Below are 19,061 nucleotides of genomic sequence, written 5' to 3'. Positions count from 1 at the left end.
CTTACATACAGTTTATAAGGAGGTTTTTCTCAATGAGCAAAATTATCGGTATTGACTTAGGGACAACAAACTCATGTGTGTCTGTCCTTGAAGGCGGAGAACCAAAAGTAATTCCTAATCCGGAAGGCAACCGTACAACTCCTTCCGTTGTAGCGTTCAAAAATGGAGAAATGCAGGTTGGTGAAGTGGCAAAACGCCAGGCAATCACTAACCCGAATACAGTCATCTCCATCAAGCGCCACATGGGAACAGATTACAAGGAAAAGATTGAAGACAAAGAATATACACCTCAGGAAATCTCTGCAATGATTCTTCAGCACTTAAAAGGGTACGCAGAAGATTATCTTGGCGAAAAAGTGGAAAAAGCGGTCATTACTGTACCGGCTTACTTCAACGATGCAGAGCGTCAAGCTACTAAAGACGCAGGTAAAATTGCAGGACTTGAAGTTGAGCGTATCATTAATGAACCAACAGCGGCTGCGCTTTCTTACGGTCTTGATAAAATGGAAGAAGATCAGACGATCCTTGTTTACGATCTTGGCGGCGGAACATTCGACGTATCCATTCTTGAGCTTGGCGACGGAGTGTTCGAAGTACGTTCAACTGCCGGTGACAACAGACTTGGCGGAGATGACTTTGACCAAGTGATCATCGACTATCTTGTAGAGCAATTCAAGAAAGAAAACGGTATTGATTTGTCTAAGGATAAAATGGCGCTTCAACGCCTTAAAGATGCTGCTGAAAAAGCGAAAAAAGATCTTTCTGGTGTAACTTCCACTCAAATTTCACTTCCGTTCATCACGGCTGGTGAAAACGGACCTCTTCACTTGGAAGTGAACATGACTCGCGCTAAATTCGACGAGCTTTCAGCTGACCTTGTAGAACGCACTATGGGACCTACTCGTCAAGCAGTGAAAGACGCAGGCCTTTCTGCAAGTGAAATCGACAAAGTTATCCTTGTCGGCGGATCTACACGTATCCCTGCTGTTCAAGATGCAATCAAGAAAGAATTAGGAAAAGACCCACATAAAGGCGTTAATCCTGATGAAGTAGTAGCTATGGGAGCAGCAATCCAAGGCGGAGTATTAACAGGGGATGTAAAAGATGTTGTCCTTCTGGATGTAACTCCATTATCACTTGGTATCGAAACAATGGGCGGAGTATCCACTAAGCTGATTGAGCGTAATACGACGATCCCTACATCGAAATCACAGGTATTCTCTACTGCCGCAGATAACCAGAATGCTGTTGATATCCATATCCTTCAAGGTGAAAGACCGATGGCAGCGGATAACAAGACTCTTGGACGCTTCCAATTGTCCGATATCCCGCCTGCACCACGCGGCGTACCGCAAATTGAAGTTAAGTTTGATATCGATAAAAACGGAATTGTAAATGTTTCTGCGAAGGACCTGGGTACAGGAAAAGAGCAAAACATCACAATCAAATCTTCAACTGGCTTATCTGAAGACGAAATCGAGCGCATGGTTAAAGAAGCAGAAGAAAATGCTGATGCAGATAAACAGCGTAAAGAAGAAGTTGAACTTCGCAATGAAGCAGACCAGCTGATCTTTACAACGGATAAAACAATCAAAGATCTTGGCGATAAAGTAGAAGAAGCTGAAGTCAAGAAAGCTGAAGAAGCTAGAGATGAGCTAAAAGAAGCTATTGAAAAGAATGACCTGGAAGAAATCCGTACGAAGAAAGATGCTCTTCAGGAGATCCTTCAAGGCCTTTCTATGAAGCTCTATGAAGAAGCTGCTAAAGCACAGGAGCAGGCTCAGGGAGCTGAAGGCCAGGCAGGCGGAGACGACGATGTTGTCGATGCTGAATATGAAGAAGTAAAAGACGACAAGTAATTTTCAACTTCATATAAATGGCCAGGGAAAGTCAAAGTCAGGTCTATCTTGACTTTGGCTTTTTCTTTGGTACGGCAGTTTAGTTTAAACAGAGTTGCTTTTAAACTTTCAGTTGACACACATTAAAAATGGTTTGGGAGAGCGATATAAACTACAACTTCTTAAGCAACGATGATGACTAAACATAACTGCTTTAGAATGATAAGTGATGAAATTTAGCAATAACATTTTTAAAAGGCTTTTTTTCATGATGCTTTTCTGTGTTCTTTGGAATCATGGTTGATTGAAGTGGAGGGGGCTCACCGCCCGCCCCGCGGAGTCACGCACCCGTAACGGAAATCACCAGATCATTGTTACAACGGAATGGAAAATTATAATCAACATTAGGGTCATCCCCTCAATTTTTTAATTAATATTGTGAGGGGCCCCCTTTTAATGTTAAAATAACCTTTATGCATAAGGAATCGGGAGTGTTGTATTGATGAGTAAACGGGACTATTATGAAGTTCTCGGCGTGGAAAACGGCGCCTCAAAAGATGAAATCAAAAAAGCATACCGCAAACTCTCAAAAAAATATCATCCTGATATTAATAAAGAAGCGGATGCAAATGAAAAGTTTAAAGAAATCAGTGAAGCCTATGAAGTATTGAGCGACGAACAAAAACGCGCACAATATGATCGTTTTGGCCATACAGACCCTAACCAGGGCTTTGGCGGCGGGGGTGACTTCGGCGGCGGCTTCGGAGGGTTCGAAGATATTTTCAATACCTTCTTCGGCGGCGGCGGGGGACGCAGACGTGACCCTAATGCCCCAAGAGCTGGAGCTGACCTGCAATATACAATGAGCGTCACTTTTGAAGAAGCAGTATTTGGGAAAGAGACGGATATTGAAATACCGAAAGAAGAAGAGTGTGATACCTGCGATGGTTCCGGAGCAAAACCGGGTACCAAGCCGGAAACTTGTAAACACTGTCAAGGAACCGGTCAGTTGAATGTGGAGCAAAACACTCCGTTTGGCCGTATCGTGAACCGCCGGGTATGCCACCACTGTCATGGAACCGGTAAGTTCATTAAAGAGAAATGTAATACTTGCGGAGGAAATGGAAAAGTTCAGAAACGCCGCAAGATTCATGTGAAAATTCCTGCAGGTATTGATGAAGGCCAGCAGCTTAGAGTTTCCGGACAAGGCGAGCCGGGAGTAAATGGAGGCCCTCCTGGAGACTTGTATGTGGTTTTCCATGTAAGATCTCATGAATTCTTTGAACGCGACGGAGATGACATCTATTGTGAAATGCCAATTACTTTTGTCCAATCAGCATTGGGCGATGAGATTGAAGTACCGACTCTGCATGGCAAGGTGAAACTGAAAGTTCCTGCCGGCACCCAGACAGGTACAAAATTCAGGCTTCGCGGCAAAGGTGTTCCAAATGTAAGAGGATATGGTACCGGAGACCAGCACATTCGTGTGAAAGTGGTAACACCGACCAAACTGACAGATAAGCAGAAAGAACTGCTTCGTGAATTTGCGGATATCACTGGTCAGGTCCCGGATGAACAGCATGAAAGCTTTTTTGATAAAGTAAAACGGGCCTTTAAGGGCGAATAAACAGGAACGGAGTTGGTAGATTCAATGAAATGGTCAGAAATCAGCATACACACAACAAATGAAGCGATCGAACCGATTTCAAATATTCTTCATGAAGCAGGAGCCAGCGGAGTGGTGATTGAAGATCCATTTGAATTAGAGAAAGAGCGTGAAGACATTTTCGGAGAAATCTACCAACTCAACCCTGATGACTTTCCTGAAGAGGGGGTCATTGTGAAGGCCTATCTACCTGTAAACAGCTTTTTGGGAGAAACAGTGGATGAAATTAAGCAAGCCGTCGATAATCTAGTGAAGTATAATATCGATATTGGAAGAAACCAAGTTGAAATATCGGAAGTGAACGAGGAAGAGTGGGCCACGGCTTGGAAGAAATACTATAATCCGGTCAAAATCTCTGCTCAATTCACGATTGTCCCTACGTGGGAGGAATATGAACCTGTCCATAGCGATGAGCTTATCATCGAGCTTGACCCTGGCATGGCTTTCGGTACAGGAACCCATCCCACAACCGTCATGTGCATACAGGCTCTCGAGAGGACAGTGAAACCTGGTAATCATGTTATTGATGTCGGCACTGGCTCAGGAGTATTGAGTATAGCTTCAGCTATGCTTCAGGCTGAAAAAGTCGAAGCCTTTGATCTTGATGAAGTGGCTGTCAATTCTGCCCGGATTAATACAAAGCTAAATAAAGTTCACGATAGAGTCACAGTAAGTCAGAATAACCTGCTTGATGGTGTTTCTCCAGGAGCAGATGTCATCGTGGCAAACATCCTGGCAGAGGTCATACTTAAGTTTACGGATGAGGCTGCAAGACTACTGAAGCCTGGCGGATATTTCATCACTTCTGGAATCATCGGACAGAAAAAGGAACTCGTTAAATCTGCAGTCCTGGAAGCTGGATTCCAAGTAGAAGAAGTCATGCTGATGGAAGACTGGGTTGCCATCATCGCCAAGAAACCCCAATAAACGTCTTATAAAGGGTGAACACCTATGCAAAGGTATTTTATAGACCAGCAGTTTAAAGAAGGAAGTCCCATTATCATAGATGGAGAGAACTTTCATCATATTGTACGAGTGATGAGAATGTCTGAAGACAGTTTGTTTTACATTGTCTTTCTCAACGGTGAATCGGCAAAAGTAAAAATAGAAACGATTTCCAATGACTGGCTCGAAGCAGGGATAGTACAATGGGAATCAGACGAAAAAGAAATGCCGGTGAAGATCACTATCGCGAGCGGACTGCCAAAAGGGGATAAGTTGGAGTTGATCATCCAAAAAGGGACTGAGCTTGGAGCAGTGGAATTTGTCCCTTTTACCGCAGATCGCTCAATTGTAAAATGGGATGAGAAGAAAGCGAAGAAGAAAGTGGAACGCTGGGAAAAAATCGCCAAGGAAGCAGCAGAACAGTCCCATCGCCGCTATGTCCCAATGGTGCATTCCCCTGTTTCATTAAAGAAGCTGATAGCCTTGGCTTATGACTATGAATATAAAATCGTGGCTTTTGAAGAGGATGCCAAGACAGGTGAGCAAAGTAATTTGGCAGGCGTCCTCAAAGCAGCCAGGCCCGGTGACCGTATATTGGCTGTTTTCGGTCCCGAAGGCGGTTTGACTGAAAAGGAAGTCGATACACTTAAACAGAATGGATTCCTTTCCTGCGGGTTGGGCCCAAGAATCATGCGTGCAGAAACGGCTCCCTTTTACTTGCTGTCTGCCGCGTCTTATCAATCTGAATTAATGAGGTGAAAAATATGCCAACAGTAGCTTTTCATACCCTCGGTTGTAAAGTGAATCACTATGAAACAGAGGCTATTTGGCAATTATTTAAAGAACAGGGCTACGAGCGCCTGGAATATGAAAACACATCGGATGTATATGTGATTAACACATGTACCGTTACTAATACGGGCGATAAGAAAAGCCGTCAGGTTATCCGCCGTGCCATCAGGAAAAATCCTGATGCCGTCATTTGTGTTACAGGGTGTTATGCACAGACGTCCCCAGCGGAAATCATGGCGATTCCCGGAGTAGACATTGTGGTTGGAACTCAGGACCGCAGAAAAATGCTGGAGTACATTGAGCAGTTCAAAGATGAAAGACAGCCGATCAACGGTGTAGGGAACATTATGAAAAATCGCGTGTATGAAGAACTTCAAGTTCCCGCTTTCACTGATCGAACTCGTGCCTCCCTGAAGATTCAGGAAGGGTGTAATAACTTTTGTACATTCTGCATTATCCCATGGGCAAGAGGGTTAATGCGCTCCCGTGATCCGGAAGAAGTTATACGTCAGGCTCAGCAGCTTGTTGATGCAGGCTATAAAGAGATCGTCCTGACCGGTATCCATACAGGAGGATACGGTGAGGATATGAAAGACTACAACCTGGCAATGCTTCTTCGCGATCTTGAAGAAAAGGTAACGGGGTTGAAGCGTATCAGAATTTCGTCCATTGAAGCCAGCCAATTGACAGATGAAGTCATCGAAGTCATCGACAACTCCAACATGGTTGTAAGACATCTTCATATTCCTCTGCAGTCAGGTTCAAATACCGTGCTGAAACGAATGAGAAGGAAATACACGATGGAATTCTTTGCTGAAAGAATCGAGAAGCTGAAAAAGGCTCTGCCAGGCCTTGCTGTGACTTCTGATGTAATCGTAGGATTCCCAGGTGAAACGGAAGAAGAATTTATGGAAACATACAATTTCATTAAGGAGCATAAGTTCTCTGAATTGCATGTTTTCCCCTATTCCAAGCGTACAGGAACACCTGCTGCAAGGATGACAGATCAAATAGATGAAGACATCAAGAATGAACGGGTCCATCGTTTAATACAACTGTCAAACCAGCTGGCTAAAGAATATGCATCCCGCTTTGAAGAAGAAGTTCTTGAAGTTATACCTGAAGAAGTTTATAAAGAAGATCCAGCAAGCGGGCTTTATGTTGGTTACACAGATAATTACCTCAAAGTAGTCTTTCCTGCATCCGAGGAAATGGTTGGCAAACTTGTGAAAGTAAAAATCACAAAGGCCGGCTATCCGTATAATGAAGGACAGTTCGTCAGAGTCCTGGAAGAAGAAAAGACAACAGCAGTAAGCTGATAAAACAAACCGGTTCATATAGTTGAGCCGGTTTTTCTTTTGATGTGAAGCCATTTCAAACACACTTGAATTCACAGTGTGTTTGAAATGGCTTCTGCAAATTCCCGTTTGGAACATTACAAGTAAAACCTGTAAGTATCTTTGAATCGTTTTAAATTTTGTAAAAAACCATATTGATTAGTTTTCCATTTAGCTGTACACTAAGTAGGTATAAGAAAGCGCAAACATTCTTCATATTTTTTTGCACATTAGTGCAAACGGTTGCGCGTTAAATAATAAATTAAAAAAATCTTTTCGTATGAGGTGTTTTACATGAAAAAAATTTGGTGGAAAGAAGCCGTTGGCTATCAAATATATCCCCGCAGCTTTCAGGATTCGAATGGAGATGGAATCGGTGACTTGCAGGGAATGATTCAAAGACTTGATTATGTTAAGGATCTGGGTGTTGATGTCATTTGGATCTGCCCTATGTATAAGTCACCAAACGATGATAATGGCTACGATATCTCTGATTACCAGGATATCATGGAAGACTTCGGCTCAATGGAAGACTTTGACCTTCTTTTAAAGGAAGTACATGCAAGAGGAATGAAGTTGATCATCGATTTGGTCCTTAATCATACAAGTGATGAGCATCAATGGTTCATTGAATCCCGCTCCTCTAAGGAAAACGAAAAACGTGACTGGTATATTTGGCGTGATGGGAAAAAGGACAAAGAGCCGAACAACTGGGAAAGCATCTTCGGCGGTTCTGCATGGGAGTATGACGAGAAAACAGATCAGTATTTCCTGCATGTATTCTCTACTAAGCAGCCTGATCTGAACTGGGAGAATGAAGACGTTCGCGAAGCTCTCTATGATACGGTAAACTGGTGGCTTGATAAAGGGATCGATGGATTCAGGATTGATGCCATCAGCCATATTAAAAAACGTGAGGGCATGCCGGATATGCCGAATCCTGATAATAAGAAATATGTATCTTCATTCGATATGCATATGAATCAAAAGGGTATCCATAAGTTCCTTCAGGAATTCAAGGATAAAACCTACGCCAATTACGATGTTATGTCTGTCGGGGAGGCAAATGGAGTTACAGCCGATGAAGCTGAACTTTGGGTAGGTGAGGAAAACGGAAAAATGGATATGATATTCCAATTCGAGCACCTTGGCTTATGGGATGCAGAAACAAATCCAGATCTTGATATCGTTGAATTGAAGAAAGTGCTGACCCGCTGGCAAAAAGGTTTGGAAGGTGATGGGTGGAACGCTTTATTCATTGAAAACCATGATAAACCGCGAGTTGTCTCCACTTGGGGCAATGATGAAGAGTTCTGGAAAGAAAGTGCCACAGCCATGGCAGCCATGTATTTCTTAATGCAGGGAACACCTTTTATCTATCAAGGACAAGAAATCGGCATGACAAATGTCCAGTTTCCTTCAATAGATGACTATGATGATGTAGCCGTTAAAAACCTTTACAAGCTGAAACTTGAAGAAGGTGTTTCTCATGAAGAAATTATGGAAATTATCTGGGCGTCTTCAAGAGATAACAGCCGTACACCGATGCAATGGACAGAGGAAGTAAACGGAGGTTTCTCAAAAGGAAACCCTTGGATGAAAGTGAATCCTAACTATAAGAGCATCAATGTAGAGGCTCAGTTAAAAGACGAAGACTCTATCCTTTCTTTCTATAAAAAAATGATTGCCGTAAAGAAAGACAACGATATTTTCACTTATGGCATCTATGACTTGCTTCTTCCAAACCACGAGCAGATTTATGCCTATACAAGGACATTAGAAAATGAAAAAGTTCTTGTACTGACCAATCTCTCTACTGAGAACGCTGAAGCTCCTCTGGAAGATTTGACTGTCGGATCAGAAGGATTGATGTTAAATAACTATTCCGTAGAACAGCACAGCGGTATATCAAAAGTGGCATTAAAACCTTATGAAGCAAGAGTTTACCGGCTGGCTTAATGAGATTCCTCTGCAGGATTGTGCTCTGCTTTGCGGAATGTGCTTCTGCATAGGAAAGAAATCAAACACTTTTAATAATCTTCAACTTAAAAGAAGAGAACGTTTAAAAAAGATCAGGCACACTCCTGATCTTTTTTTCTGCTTAGAAAAAAATTGGCTCAGTGTAAAGCGCTTAACTATGTTACCCACATCCAGCTTCAGCGCCTAGCTCCTCGGGGTCAAATAACCCTCAGAGAATAAAAGGGAAAACCGCCTTTTTTTCTCTGAGGAACATTTGCCTGTCGGAGCTGATCGAGGCGCTTCCGCTTTTGATACATCCAGCTTCATCGCCTAGCTCCTCGGGGTCAAATAACCCTCAGAGAATAAAAGGGAAAACCGCCTTTTTTTCTCTGAGGAACATTTGCCTGTCGGAGCTGATCGAGGCGCTTCCGCTTTTGATACATCCAGCTTCATCGCCTAGCTCCTCGGGGTCAAATAACCCTCAGAGAATAAAAGGGAAAACTACGGGTTCTGTTTTCGAGTACAAAATTAACAATTGCATATTAAAAGGAATGTTAAACCGCATTGATTTTGGCACTCCTTTTTGTTGATTTAAGGGTAATCTTGCTAGTAACTCTGTTCAATTGGTAATACAAAATGTACCCTAAATAGCAAATGACAGAACTTTTTGTTCTACAAAATTTGAGGCGCAATTTCCTATACACTCTAAATCCCAATACTAATAAATAGGAGAGTAGTTAATTATAAAAAAATCTAACAATAATTTGATTGGAACGGAAGGTGCGTGAACTCCTGCGGGGCTAGCGTGCGTCTAGTTGCAGCGCCTAGCCCCTCGGGGTCAAATAACCTCAAGAGAATAAAAGGAAAAAGCGCCTTTTTTTCTCTTGAGAACATTTGCCTGTCGGGGCTGTTCAAGGCGCTTCCACTTTTAATGACAGGTGAGACCCCACAGGCGAATCTAGCCTCAGCGGCCAGCGACTAGCAGATTTCGGTCTCTCTCCTTGCGATAAGTCATCATCGAATCGCTGTCGCTCTTCGTGATTCCTTTATCTCATGCGAGAGCCCTAAAATCTTTACGTCGCTGAACGGCCGCTTCCGCTTTTTATGAAGCCGAGGAGGCTCACCGCACGCCCCGCGGAGTCACGCACCTGGAGTGGAAATCAACAGACATTGTTTCCGGGTACGAATCACTCAACCTTTTCTTTAGCCAATTAGAAGTTTGTACTTCAAAACAGAACCCGTTAAGGAAAGACCGCCTTTTTTTCTCTTTGGAACATTTGCCTGTCGGGCCCGATCTAAGCGCTTGCGCTTTTGTTTTTTTGGACACAATATAAGCAGCCTTAGATGAATTATTTACTTAAAAAGTTCGTATATTCACCGAACCTTTGTTAGAATAAAGAGGTACGGACAACCTGTTGGAGGAGTGTTATTCATGGAAAAAAATATTGCAAAAATGATCGATCATACATTATTGAAAGCGGACTCAACGAAAGACCAGGTAACAAAAATCTGTGAAGAAGCAAGAGAATATCATTTTGCTTCTGTATGTGTAAATCCAGGCTGGGTAAAATATGCAGCCCAATTGTTACAAGGGACGGATGTAAAGGTATGTACAGTAATCGGTTTTCCATTGGGGGCGACTACATCTGAAACAAAGGCATTTGAAACGAAGGATGCAATTGAAAAAGGCGCAACGGAAGTGGATATGGTTATCAATATCAGCGCGCTTAAAGACGGCAACGACGAATTGGTAAAACAAGATATCCAGGCAGTGACAGCAGCAGCTAAAGGAAAGGCTCTGACTAAAGTCATCATCGAAACAAGCCTTCTGACTGATGAAGAGAAAGAAAGAGCATGCAGGCTTGCGGTTGAGGCAGGGACTGACTTTGTTAAGACATCCACAGGGTTCTCAACTGGCGGAGCGACAATAGAAGATATCAAGTTAATGAGAAAAACGGTCGGACCGGATATCGGTGTGAAAGCATCCGGCGGTGTAAGAAGTGTTGAAGACGCGAAAAACATGATTGAAGCGGGAGCTACCAGAATCGGCGCCAGCTCCGGAGTTCAGATTGTCCAAGGATTAACTAGTGATTCTGACTACTAAGATGAAAAGGCCATCCGCTTAACCGGACGGCACTTAAAATCTATTGAATTTTGTAATCTGCTTGGTTATTACCAAAGATAAAGTCAACTATCCTTCCTTAAATAGGAAGAAAAGTTGACTTTTTTCTTTGAAAGCCATGTATGTGCTGCTCTCTATACTACATCAGCTTTAGAATTTTTAATGATTTTAGGAACGTTTGCCTGTCGAAGCTGGGAGGGTCCTTGTTCATTTAGCTGTTTGAAAAGACACTGATTCAATCCGCTGACCGATAGCACTTACAAATGTTGTTCAGTATTTTAGATAGTAAATAGAGGAAAAAAGTTCCCTTATTTACTAAAATACACTGACCAAAGCAAAAATAAGGGAATATAGTTCTCTTATTTATCTTAAAACAATAAAAAAATGTGCTCTTTTATCATATAAGGGTAAAAAGTTCCTCTATTCACCCCGAAGTGAGCTTGTATTAGCGATTAAGGGAAAAAGTTCCCTTATTTAAACCGCCGCGTACCCAATTAATGAAAGGACACGCTTCTTTCGCTATAAAGCCCCTTCCATCAGGCACACAACCAAGTGGAGCTGGCTACTTGAACGGAATCAGCGGCCGCCTTTACCGGGCAGTATTTTTTTGCTGCTCAGGCTTAAGAGTTTAGTCTGATATCCTTGCAGCTCATGATAAGAAAGAAAGCCTCTGCTCTCCTGTATACGATTAGCCGAAACTTTGACAATAACAAGCATTCATCTACAATACTCACCTTAATTCGTTAGCATGAAACTTTTCAATAAGACTTGCAAAATGACCTGAGAAAGGAAGGACAAGAACGGAACATATGACATTGAAGGCAAGGCTTGCATGAGCAAGCTGTAATTCAGGATTAGCTGAGGCCCATTTCACCATTTCACCCAGCTCCTCAATAAACGGAAAGAATATCATCACTCCGGCAACGTTAAGCCATATGTGTGCATAAACAGTCAGCTTCGTCGCTTTTCCGCTCCCGATTCCAGCTATATAGGAAGTTACACAAGTACCAATATTTGCACCGAGCATGATGGAAATGCCGGCAAAAATCGTTATTATGTCCGCATCAACAAAACTCATGGCGATGCCTGTAATGACTGTGCTCGATTGCACCAATCCTGTTAAAATCGTCCCCAGCAAAACAGAAAAAAGTGCTGACGCATTAGAGCGCTCCATAAGTGAGTGAATAAAAGCCTGGCTCGATAATGGCCTTGCCAGTTCTTCAAATCCATTCATGCTCACAAAAATTAGCGAAAGTCCAAGGAATGTAAGAGCAAGTGCCCGGGTACTTGGATAGGGAAGGATTAGAAGGAGCAGTGAACATCCAAGCAGAGGGAGACTCAAAAAGCCGATATCCAATGAAATAATCTCCAGTGTCAAAGTAGTTCCTATGTTTGTACCCAGGATGATCCCAATGGACTGCCTGAAACTCAAAATACCCGCTGAAACAAAGCCTATTGTCAAAACCATGACGGCAGAACTGCTCTGCAGTACTCCAGTAACCGCAATGCCTATGAGGAATCCCTTCCAAGGTGCATCAGTCCACTTTGAAATCAATTTAGTCATTCTCTCTCCTGCCAGATTATATAATCCGCTTTTCAGCCAAAACATACCAAGCAAAAAGCTTCCAATTAATAGAAAAAAGATAAGTAAACTAAGCATGACCTGTCCCCCCTTTCTTAACTGTATTAGGAATAAAGAGCATACATGTCTATTTATACAAGCAATTCGTCAGAAATTGTTGACCTTCTGAAGGGCTTATATTATAATTGCAAAGTGAATGGATTTAAATATCCATACAGAAAGATTACTTTCTGTAAAAGTCTGCACTTAACAGCAGAAAAGTGAAGGGCAGCCAGGTTTGTCGGATGTCCGCAGCGGCTTTGCCGTTGCCAAGGTCTTTACTTTACATGTAAGTGCAGTGTTTCGGAGGGAGGGAAAGAGAGATGTCAAAAACAGTTGTTCGTAAAAACGAATCGCTTGAAGATGCTCTTCGTCGCTTCAAACGTACAGTTTCTAAAACAGGAACTTTGCAAGAGTACAGAAAGCGCGAATTCTATGAAAAGCCAAGCGTAAAGCGTAAGAAGAAATCTGAAGCAGCCAGAAAACGTAAGTTCTAAGAGAGGGTGTAGATATGAGTCTTCTCGATCGTTTAAATAATGATATGAAACAAGCTATGAGGAATAAAGAGAAAGAAAAACTTTCTGTTATCCGTATGTTGAAAGCAGCATTGCAAAATGAGGCTATTAAGCATGGAAAACAGGAGCTTTCTCAAGATGAAGAGTTGACTGTCCTTTCTCGAGAAGTCAAGCAACGCAAAGACTCCCTCCAGGAATTTCAAAACGCAGGCCGTGAGGATCTCGTTGAGAAAATTCAATCGGAACTGACTTACGTCGAAATATATATGCCTGAACAGCTGTCTGAAGATGAAGTATCGTCCATCATCAAGCAAGCCATCGATGAAACGAATGCAACGTCCAAGGCAGATATGGGTAAGGTGATGGGGGCTATCATGCCTAAAGTTAAAGGGAAAGCTGATGGAGCTCTCGTCAATAAACTTGTTCAAAATCATTTATCGTAAACATGAAAATGAGAAGCGGTCTTCCGCTTCTCATTTTTTTTGGAATTAGACTTTGGGACAGGGGTATGGAAAATTTGTAATTACTCTCATATGCTTTGCACTAAGTAGCAGTAGCAGAAATCTTTTTGAATTTGCGAACCTGTGTATCCCCTTTTTAAAGGGTGGTATATCCTGCTTGAAATACGTAAGTATATAGATGAGGAATGAGGAAGAGTCACTTAATAACGGCTGGCTGATTTTTTTCACAAAAAATGAAACCTTTTTTTATCTCAATCGTACATAATATAGGATAAGTAATTATAATTTTTTCTTGATAGGCCGAAAGGGGTGAAATCTTGAAATTATTAAGACAGATTTATATAGGCGGTTTGATGCTGCTTCTCGCTGTTTCCTTGATAGGATCGATGCCTTTTAATACTAAAGCTCAAGGGGAAGGTGAAATTGTTTTTGTCATCCCGATTGAAAAAGAAGTGGAAAAAGGTTTGCACGCATTCTTGAGCAGGGGAATAGCTGATGCCCGGGAGGCGGGTGCCGATACGATTGTTTTCCAGATTGATACACCTGGAGGATTGGTCGATGCGGCAGGAAATATCGCAAAGCTTCTTGATAGTACAGAAATAGAGACGGTCGCTTTCGTCGATAATCGAGCCTTGTCAGCAGGAGCATTCATTGCCCTTCATGCTGATGAAATTTACATGGTGCCCAATGGAACAATGGGGGCAGCTGCCGTCATTGACCAAGCCGGTAATTCTGCTGATGAGAAAGCTCAAAGCTATTGGCTTGCAGCCATGAGAAGTGCCGCTGAAACCAGCGGCAGGAATCCGCAATATGCTCTCGCCATGGCTGACAAAGATGTCGACCTTCCTGAAGTTGGTGCAGCAAAAGGTGAACTGCTTACTCTTGATGCGAGAACAGCAGAGTCCATTGAGTACTCTGAGGGCACTGTGAGTAACATGGATGAGCTGCTGAAGGAAATAGGCCTTGAAGACGCAGAAGTTATTAGCGTTGAAGAAACGTTTGCTGAGAAACTCGCCAGGTTCATAACCAATCCGGTTGTGGTTCCTATTCTTCTTTCCCTGGCTAGTCTTGGGCTGGTAATAGAGCTTTATTCTCCGGGCTTTGGTGTGGCAGGCTCCATAGGTCTTGCGTCACTGCTGCTGTTCTTCTATGGACACTTGGTTGCCGGACTGGCAGGATATGAAACACTGATTCTGTTTGTCATTGGTGTCGGTTTGATAGTCGCTGAATTTTTTCTTCCCGGAGGCATTGCCGGGATACTGGGTTTAGGTGCCATTATAGGAAGTATTCTGATGGCAGGAGGCGATGTTGTCGCTATGGGTACATCCCTTTTGATAGCAATGGCTGTCGCAATCATAGCAATGGTGGTGTTTGTAAAGGTGTTTGGTAAAAAGATGAAGCTGTTCAATAAGATAATCTTGAAGGATTCCACCAGCACGGAGGGTGGATATGTCTCTAATGTCAACCGCCTGGAACTGATCGGGGCAACAGGGGTAACGAAGACAGCTCTGCGCCCTTCCGGAACAATTGTAATTGAAGATGAAAGAATCGACGCTGTTTCAGAAGGCGGATTCATCGGTCAGAACAAGCCGGTAAGAGTCGTTAAAGTAGAAGGCTCGAGAACGGTAGTAAGAGAAATCGAATAATTGAAACATAAGTGGTTTAATTCGAAGGAGGAAAAGGAATGGTTCTAGATCCAAGTACAATATTAATTTTAGTAGCCGTCGTAGCCGGACTCATAATACTGGGTGTCCTGTTTACATTCGTGCCGGTGATGCTGTGGATTTCAGCAATTGCTGCCGGAGTCAGAATTAGCATCTTTACATTGGTGGGGATGAGATTAAGAAGGGTTATTCCAAGCCGTATTATCAACCCTCTGATCAAAGCGCATAAAGCCGGGCTTACGGTAACCATAAACCAGCTGGAGAGCCATTATCTTGCAGGCGGTAATGTAGACCGTGTTGTGAATGCTTTGATTGCTGCTCACCGTGCGAATATTGAGTTGACATTCGAGAGAGCTGCTGCAATCGACCTTGCCGGCCGTGACGTGCTTGAAGCGGTCCAAATGAGTGTAAATCCTAAAGTGATCGAGACTCCTTTCATTGCCGGTGTGGCTATGGATGGAATTGAAGTGAAGGCAAAAGCACGTATTACCGTAAGAGCCAATATCGACCGCCTTGTCGGTGGTGCTGGTGAAGATACGATTGTTGCCCGTGTAGGGGAAGGAATTGTCTCAACAATTGGTTCTTCAACTAATCATAAAAAAGTCCTTGAGAACCCTGACATGATCTCTCAAACGGTCCTTACCAAGGGTCTTGATGCTGGAACTGCCTTTGAAATTCTATCGATCGATATTGCGGACGTGGATATCGGGAAAAACATCGGTGCCGAGCTGCAGACCGAGCAGGCTGAAGCTGATAAGAATATTGCACAGGCCAAAGCGGAAGAGCGCAGAGCCATGGCCGTAGCGAATGAGCAGGAAATGATTGCGAAAGTCCAGGAAATGAGAGCGAAGGTAGTAGAAGCAGAAGCGGAAGTACCTCTTGCAATGGCAGAAGCTCTTAGATCTGGAAACATTGGTGTCATGGATTATATGAATTATAAGAATATCGATGCCGATACAGAGATGAGAGGCTCTATCGGCAAATTGACAGGTGATAAGAATGAAGAGGGCCAAGATGAATAGATCTTCTCTTCTGAGAAAGGGGATCTTTTTATGGAAAATCTGATATTTCTTGTTATAGCCGGGCTCGTCAGTATGCTTTTCAACAGGATGAAACGGGACCCTTCCGACCAGGATCCGTGGTCTCCCCGGCCTCAGCGTCCTGAATCTGATACCGGCCCCGTATGGGAAGAAGCCGCGAATGATCTCGAGAACGCCCTTGACAAAGGAGTCGAAACGATTCAAACACAAGGAAAGAACAAGTTCCTCGAGAAGCAGGAAGAGGCCAGGAAACGCATTTCAGACTTGAAGTCTCAAGAGCAAGTCTATAATCAGCGTGCCGAAAGTGTGAAAGTAAAAACACGTAAATCTTCTCTGGGAAAGAAGGCTGCCAGAGTAAATCTCAGGAACCTGGGAAGCGATGATCTTGTTAAAGGGATCGTTTTATCAGAAGTACTGGGGCCTCCAAGGGCCAAAAAACGAAACTGGCGGGGCTGAAAATAAAATAACAGTGATGAAACCCCCTTTTATCTCATAAATATGAGATGAAAGGGGGTTCTTTTTGTATGGCGAAAAAATGGTTTCAAAAGGCGCGCCATTGGATGACCAAAACAATGGACCTTCCGGAAGATGTCATGATGGACCTTCCCCGCATCACCATGATTGGACAGATTCATATTTATATTGAGAACCACAGAGGGCTTTTGACCTTCACAGATGATGAAGTACGCCTGCTCCTTAAACAAGGACAGCTCCTGATAAAAGGCCAGTCTTTTGTTATAAAGATGATTCTCCCAGAGGAAATTCTGTTGGAAGGGAAAATTGTGGAAGTCGTTTATCTCGAACAGTAACGGAACAGGAGGGTTTGACTTGAAGAACCAGTGGATTACATTTTTTACAGGCAAAGTGCTTGTTAAGGTTGAAGGGCAAGGCATTGAAAGATTTATCAACGAAATGACACGGTCCAAAATAGCGGTTTGGCAAGTGAAGAGAATGGGCGAACAGACCTTCACCTTTTACCTATCCCTCAATGATCTACATAATTTCAGGCGAGCAGTCAGGAAGTTTGGCTGCCGTGTCACTTTTCTAAGAGGACAAGGGTCTCCTTTTCTGTGGAAAAGAGCATTGAAAAACAGTGGTTTCCTGCTGGGCGGGATTACATTTTTCGTATTGATCCTGCTTTTATCCAACATGGTCTGGGGTATAAGCATAAAAGGGGCAAGCCCTCAAACACAATATGAAATTGAAAAGCAGCTTCAAGAAATGGGGATCAACAAGGGAAAGTTCCAATTTTCCATCCCTGATGTGGAGAGTATACAGCGTGAGCTTTCCAACCGCATGAACAATATTACATGGGTTGGTGTGGAGTTAAAAGGGACAACTTACCACTTTCAAGTGGTGGAAAAAAACGAGCCGGAAACTGCAGAAGAGATCGGCGCCAGAAATTTAGTAGCAAAACAGAAAGCGGTCATCAAGGAAGTTTTTGTAGAAGAAGGCATGCCTATGGTCGAAGTAAATGATCATGTGCAGAAAGGCCAGCTGCTGGTTTCTGGTCTAATCGGAAAAGAGGATCAGGAAAAGAAGGAAGCCGTTTCGGCAAAAGGCGTTATTCGCGGTGAGGTGTGGTATAAAACTAAAGTGGAGCTGCCGCTTGAAACGGATTTTGAGGTGTTCAGCGGCAATGAAAAAGTAAAACATTATATTTCCTTAGGGAATTTCCGGTTACCCATCTGGGGTTGGGGAAAGATAGAATATAAAAACAGTGTAGATGAACAGGATAAACACAAAGTGAAGTTTCTGAAATGGGAGCTGCCTGTAACCTATATCGAGAAAACTGTGAAAGAAAAGGAAGACGTGACAAGGAAATACACAAGAAAAGAGGCCGTTGTAACGGCAAAAGAGTTGGCAAGGGATAATTTGAAAGCTGAACTTCCAGAAGACGCGGAAGTTACCGGTGAAAAAATTTTACACGAACAGATTGAAAATGGTAAAGTAAGGTTAAACGTACACTTTAAAGTAATAGAAGACATAGCTGTCGGACAACCAATTATTCAAGGAGACTGAGTAATGTCAGATGAACTGAAAACCACAAACATTCAACTTGATAATCCAAATGAAGCGATTGCACTATTCGGCGTTTCAGATTCACATTTGAAATCCATGGAAAGTGAATTATCTATTTCCATAGTGACCCGTGGAGAGTCCGTTTATATTTCAGGGGAAGAGCAGGCTGTTTCAATAGCGCAGGAAATCCTGAACAAGCTTCTTGTTGTCATCCGCAAAGGAATCAATATCAGCCAGCGTGATGTCACCTATGCACTGCAGATGGCGAAGCAGGGGACACTGGAGTACTTCGAAGACTTATACAATGAAGAGATAACAAAGAATGCAAAAGGCAAACCTATACGCGTAAAAACACTGGGTCAGAGACAATACATCCATGCGATACGTAATAATGACCTTGTTTTTGGAATCGGTCCTGCCGGTACAGGGAAAACCTATTTAGCGGTCGTTATGGCTGTACATGCTTTAAAGAATGGCATGGTCAAAAGAATCATTCTTACGAGGCCGGCAGTCGAAGCCGGAGAAAGTCTCGGTTTTCTTCCTGGCGACCTGAAAGAAAAGGTCGATCCATATTTAAGGCCGCTGTATGATGCCCTGAACGATGTGCTCGGTGCTGACCACACCCAGCGGCTGATTGAACGGGGAACCATTGAGATTGCTCCCCTGGCGTACATGAGGGGGAGAACACTGGATGATGCCTTTGTCATTCTGGACGAAGCGCAGAATACGACCCAGGCACAGATGAAGATGTTTCTGACCAGGCTTGGGTTTGAGTCAAAAATGATCATCAATGGAGACCGGTCCCAAGTTGACTTGCCCAAGGGAGCGCAATCCGGCCTGGTGGCAGCGGAAAAAATCCTCAAAGAAATCAAAGGGCTGTCATTTGTTTATCTTGAGCAGACAGATGTTGTCCGCCATCCGCTTGTTGGAAAAATCATTAATGCCTATGAAAAAAATTCTATGTAAACACTGCTGTCTGCGGGGATTTCCTACAGGCAGTTTTTTTATAATATGGAGCTGGTAAATAAATACAGAAGCGAAAATAGAGGGTGCAATCCTCAACAAAAACTGTTATCATT

The 19,061-nt window shown here is 43.1% G+C and carries 16 protein-coding genes; 15 read left to right on the top strand and 1 reads right to left on the bottom strand.

Annotated features, from left to right (window positions below; translation table 11 throughout):
- Nucleotides 1-32: 32 nt before the first annotated feature.
- The 7 genes from dnaK (at nucleotide 33) to deoC (ending at nucleotide 10,641) form a co-directional block, all read left to right on the top strand.
- Nucleotides 33-1,859 carry a molecular chaperone DnaK gene (dnaK, locus tag FZC78_RS00365; RefSeq protein ID WP_148937725.1) on the top strand — a complete coding sequence of 609 codons (1,827 nt, stop codon included), beginning with the start codon at nucleotides 33-35 and terminating at the stop codon, nucleotides 1,857-1,859.
- 481 nt (nucleotides 1,860-2,340) lie between these two features.
- Nucleotides 2,341-3,465 carry a molecular chaperone DnaJ gene (gene dnaJ, locus FZC78_RS00360; RefSeq protein ID WP_148937724.1) on the top strand — a complete coding sequence of 375 codons (1,125 nt, stop codon included), beginning with the start codon at nucleotides 2,341-2,343 and terminating at the stop codon, nucleotides 3,463-3,465.
- Between the two features lie 24 nt (nucleotides 3,466-3,489).
- Nucleotides 3,490-4,431 carry a 50S ribosomal protein L11 methyltransferase gene (prmA, locus tag FZC78_RS00355; protein ID WP_148937723.1) on the top strand — a complete coding sequence of 314 codons (942 nt, stop codon included), beginning with the start codon at nucleotides 3,490-3,492 and terminating at the stop codon, nucleotides 4,429-4,431.
- Between the two features lie 24 nt (nucleotides 4,432-4,455).
- Complete coding sequence (locus FZC78_RS00350; protein WP_148937722.1) at nucleotides 4,456-5,208, top strand: 16S rRNA (uracil(1498)-N(3))-methyltransferase; 753 nt, start codon at nucleotides 4,456-4,458, stop codon at nucleotides 5,206-5,208.
- Between the two features lie 5 nt (nucleotides 5,209-5,213).
- The gene (mtaB, locus tag FZC78_RS00345) at nucleotides 5,214-6,560 is read left to right on the top strand and encodes a tRNA (N(6)-L-threonylcarbamoyladenosine(37)-C(2))-methylthiotransferase MtaB (protein WP_148937721.1); all 1,347 of its coding nucleotides are present in this window, start codon (nucleotides 5,214-5,216) and stop codon (nucleotides 6,558-6,560) included.
- A 312-nt stretch (nucleotides 6,561-6,872) separates the two neighbouring features.
- On the top strand, nucleotides 6,873-8,537 hold the full coding sequence (locus tag FZC78_RS00340) for a glycoside hydrolase family 13 protein (RefSeq protein ID WP_148937720.1): 1,665 nt from the start codon (nucleotides 6,873-6,875) through the stop codon (nucleotides 8,535-8,537).
- A 1,432-nt stretch (nucleotides 8,538-9,969) separates the two neighbouring features.
- Complete coding sequence (gene deoC / locus FZC78_RS00320) at nucleotides 9,970-10,641, top strand: deoxyribose-phosphate aldolase (protein WP_148937719.1); 672 nt, start codon at nucleotides 9,970-9,972, stop codon at nucleotides 10,639-10,641.
- A 748-nt stretch (nucleotides 10,642-11,389) separates the two neighbouring features.
- Here the strand turns inward: deoC and FZC78_RS00315 are convergent.
- Nucleotides 11,390-12,319 (bottom strand): Na/Pi symporter, encoded by a 930-nt coding sequence (locus FZC78_RS00315; RefSeq protein ID WP_148937718.1) that lies wholly within the window; start codon nucleotides 12,317-12,319, stop codon nucleotides 11,390-11,392.
- A 284-nt stretch (nucleotides 12,320-12,603) separates the two neighbouring features.
- Between FZC78_RS00315 and rpsU the strand changes: the two genes are divergently transcribed.
- The 8 genes from rpsU to FZC78_RS00275 all read left to right on the top strand — a co-directional run bounded on the left by rpsU (nucleotide 12,604) and on the right by FZC78_RS00275 (nucleotide 18,948).
- Nucleotides 12,604-12,777 carry a 30S ribosomal protein S21 gene (rpsU, locus tag FZC78_RS00310; RefSeq protein WP_039238310.1) on the top strand — a complete coding sequence of 58 codons (174 nt, stop codon included), beginning with the start codon at nucleotides 12,604-12,606 and terminating at the stop codon, nucleotides 12,775-12,777.
- A gap of 14 nt (nucleotides 12,778-12,791) precedes the next feature.
- A complete protein-coding gene (locus FZC78_RS00305; protein ID WP_148937717.1) occupies nucleotides 12,792-13,238 on the top strand; it encodes a GatB/YqeY domain-containing protein in 447 nt (148 codons plus the stop codon).
- Nucleotides 13,239-13,609: 371 nt separating this feature from the next.
- Nucleotides 13,610-14,902 carry an NfeD family protein gene (locus FZC78_RS00300; protein ID WP_148938117.1) on the top strand — a complete coding sequence of 431 codons (1,293 nt, stop codon included), beginning with the start codon at nucleotides 13,610-13,612 and terminating at the stop codon, nucleotides 14,900-14,902.
- A 38-nt stretch (nucleotides 14,903-14,940) separates the two neighbouring features.
- Nucleotides 14,941-15,942 (top strand): flotillin-like protein FloA, encoded by a 1,002-nt coding sequence (gene floA, locus FZC78_RS00295; protein WP_148937716.1) that lies wholly within the window; start codon nucleotides 14,941-14,943, stop codon nucleotides 15,940-15,942.
- Nucleotides 15,943-15,972: 30 nt separating this feature from the next.
- Nucleotides 15,973-16,416 carry a hypothetical protein gene (locus tag FZC78_RS00290; protein ID WP_148937715.1) on the top strand — a complete coding sequence of 148 codons (444 nt, stop codon included), beginning with the start codon at nucleotides 15,973-15,975 and terminating at the stop codon, nucleotides 16,414-16,416.
- 68 nt (nucleotides 16,417-16,484) lie between these two features.
- Nucleotides 16,485-16,769: a sporulation protein YqfC gene (gene yqfC, locus FZC78_RS00285; protein ID WP_113927508.1), complete on the top strand. Its 285-nt coding sequence runs from the start codon at nucleotides 16,485-16,487 to the stop codon at nucleotides 16,767-16,769.
- A 19-nt stretch (nucleotides 16,770-16,788) separates the two neighbouring features.
- On the top strand, nucleotides 16,789-17,982 hold the full coding sequence (gene yqfD, locus FZC78_RS00280) for a sporulation protein YqfD (protein ID WP_148937714.1): 1,194 nt from the start codon (nucleotides 16,789-16,791) through the stop codon (nucleotides 17,980-17,982).
- A 3-nt stretch (nucleotides 17,983-17,985) separates the two neighbouring features.
- The gene (locus FZC78_RS00275; RefSeq protein ID WP_148937713.1) at nucleotides 17,986-18,948 is read left to right on the top strand and encodes a PhoH family protein; all 963 of its coding nucleotides are present in this window, start codon (nucleotides 17,986-17,988) and stop codon (nucleotides 18,946-18,948) included.
- Nucleotides 18,949-19,061 lie beyond the last annotated feature (113 nt).

Origin of the sequence: Rossellomorea vietnamensis, assembly GCF_008180415.1 — a bacterium.
In the GTDB taxonomy this organism is placed as follows: domain Bacteria; phylum Bacillota; class Bacilli; order Bacillales; family Bacillaceae_B; genus Rossellomorea; species Rossellomorea vietnamensis_C.
This window is presented reverse-complemented; position numbering and strand designations above follow the sequence as displayed.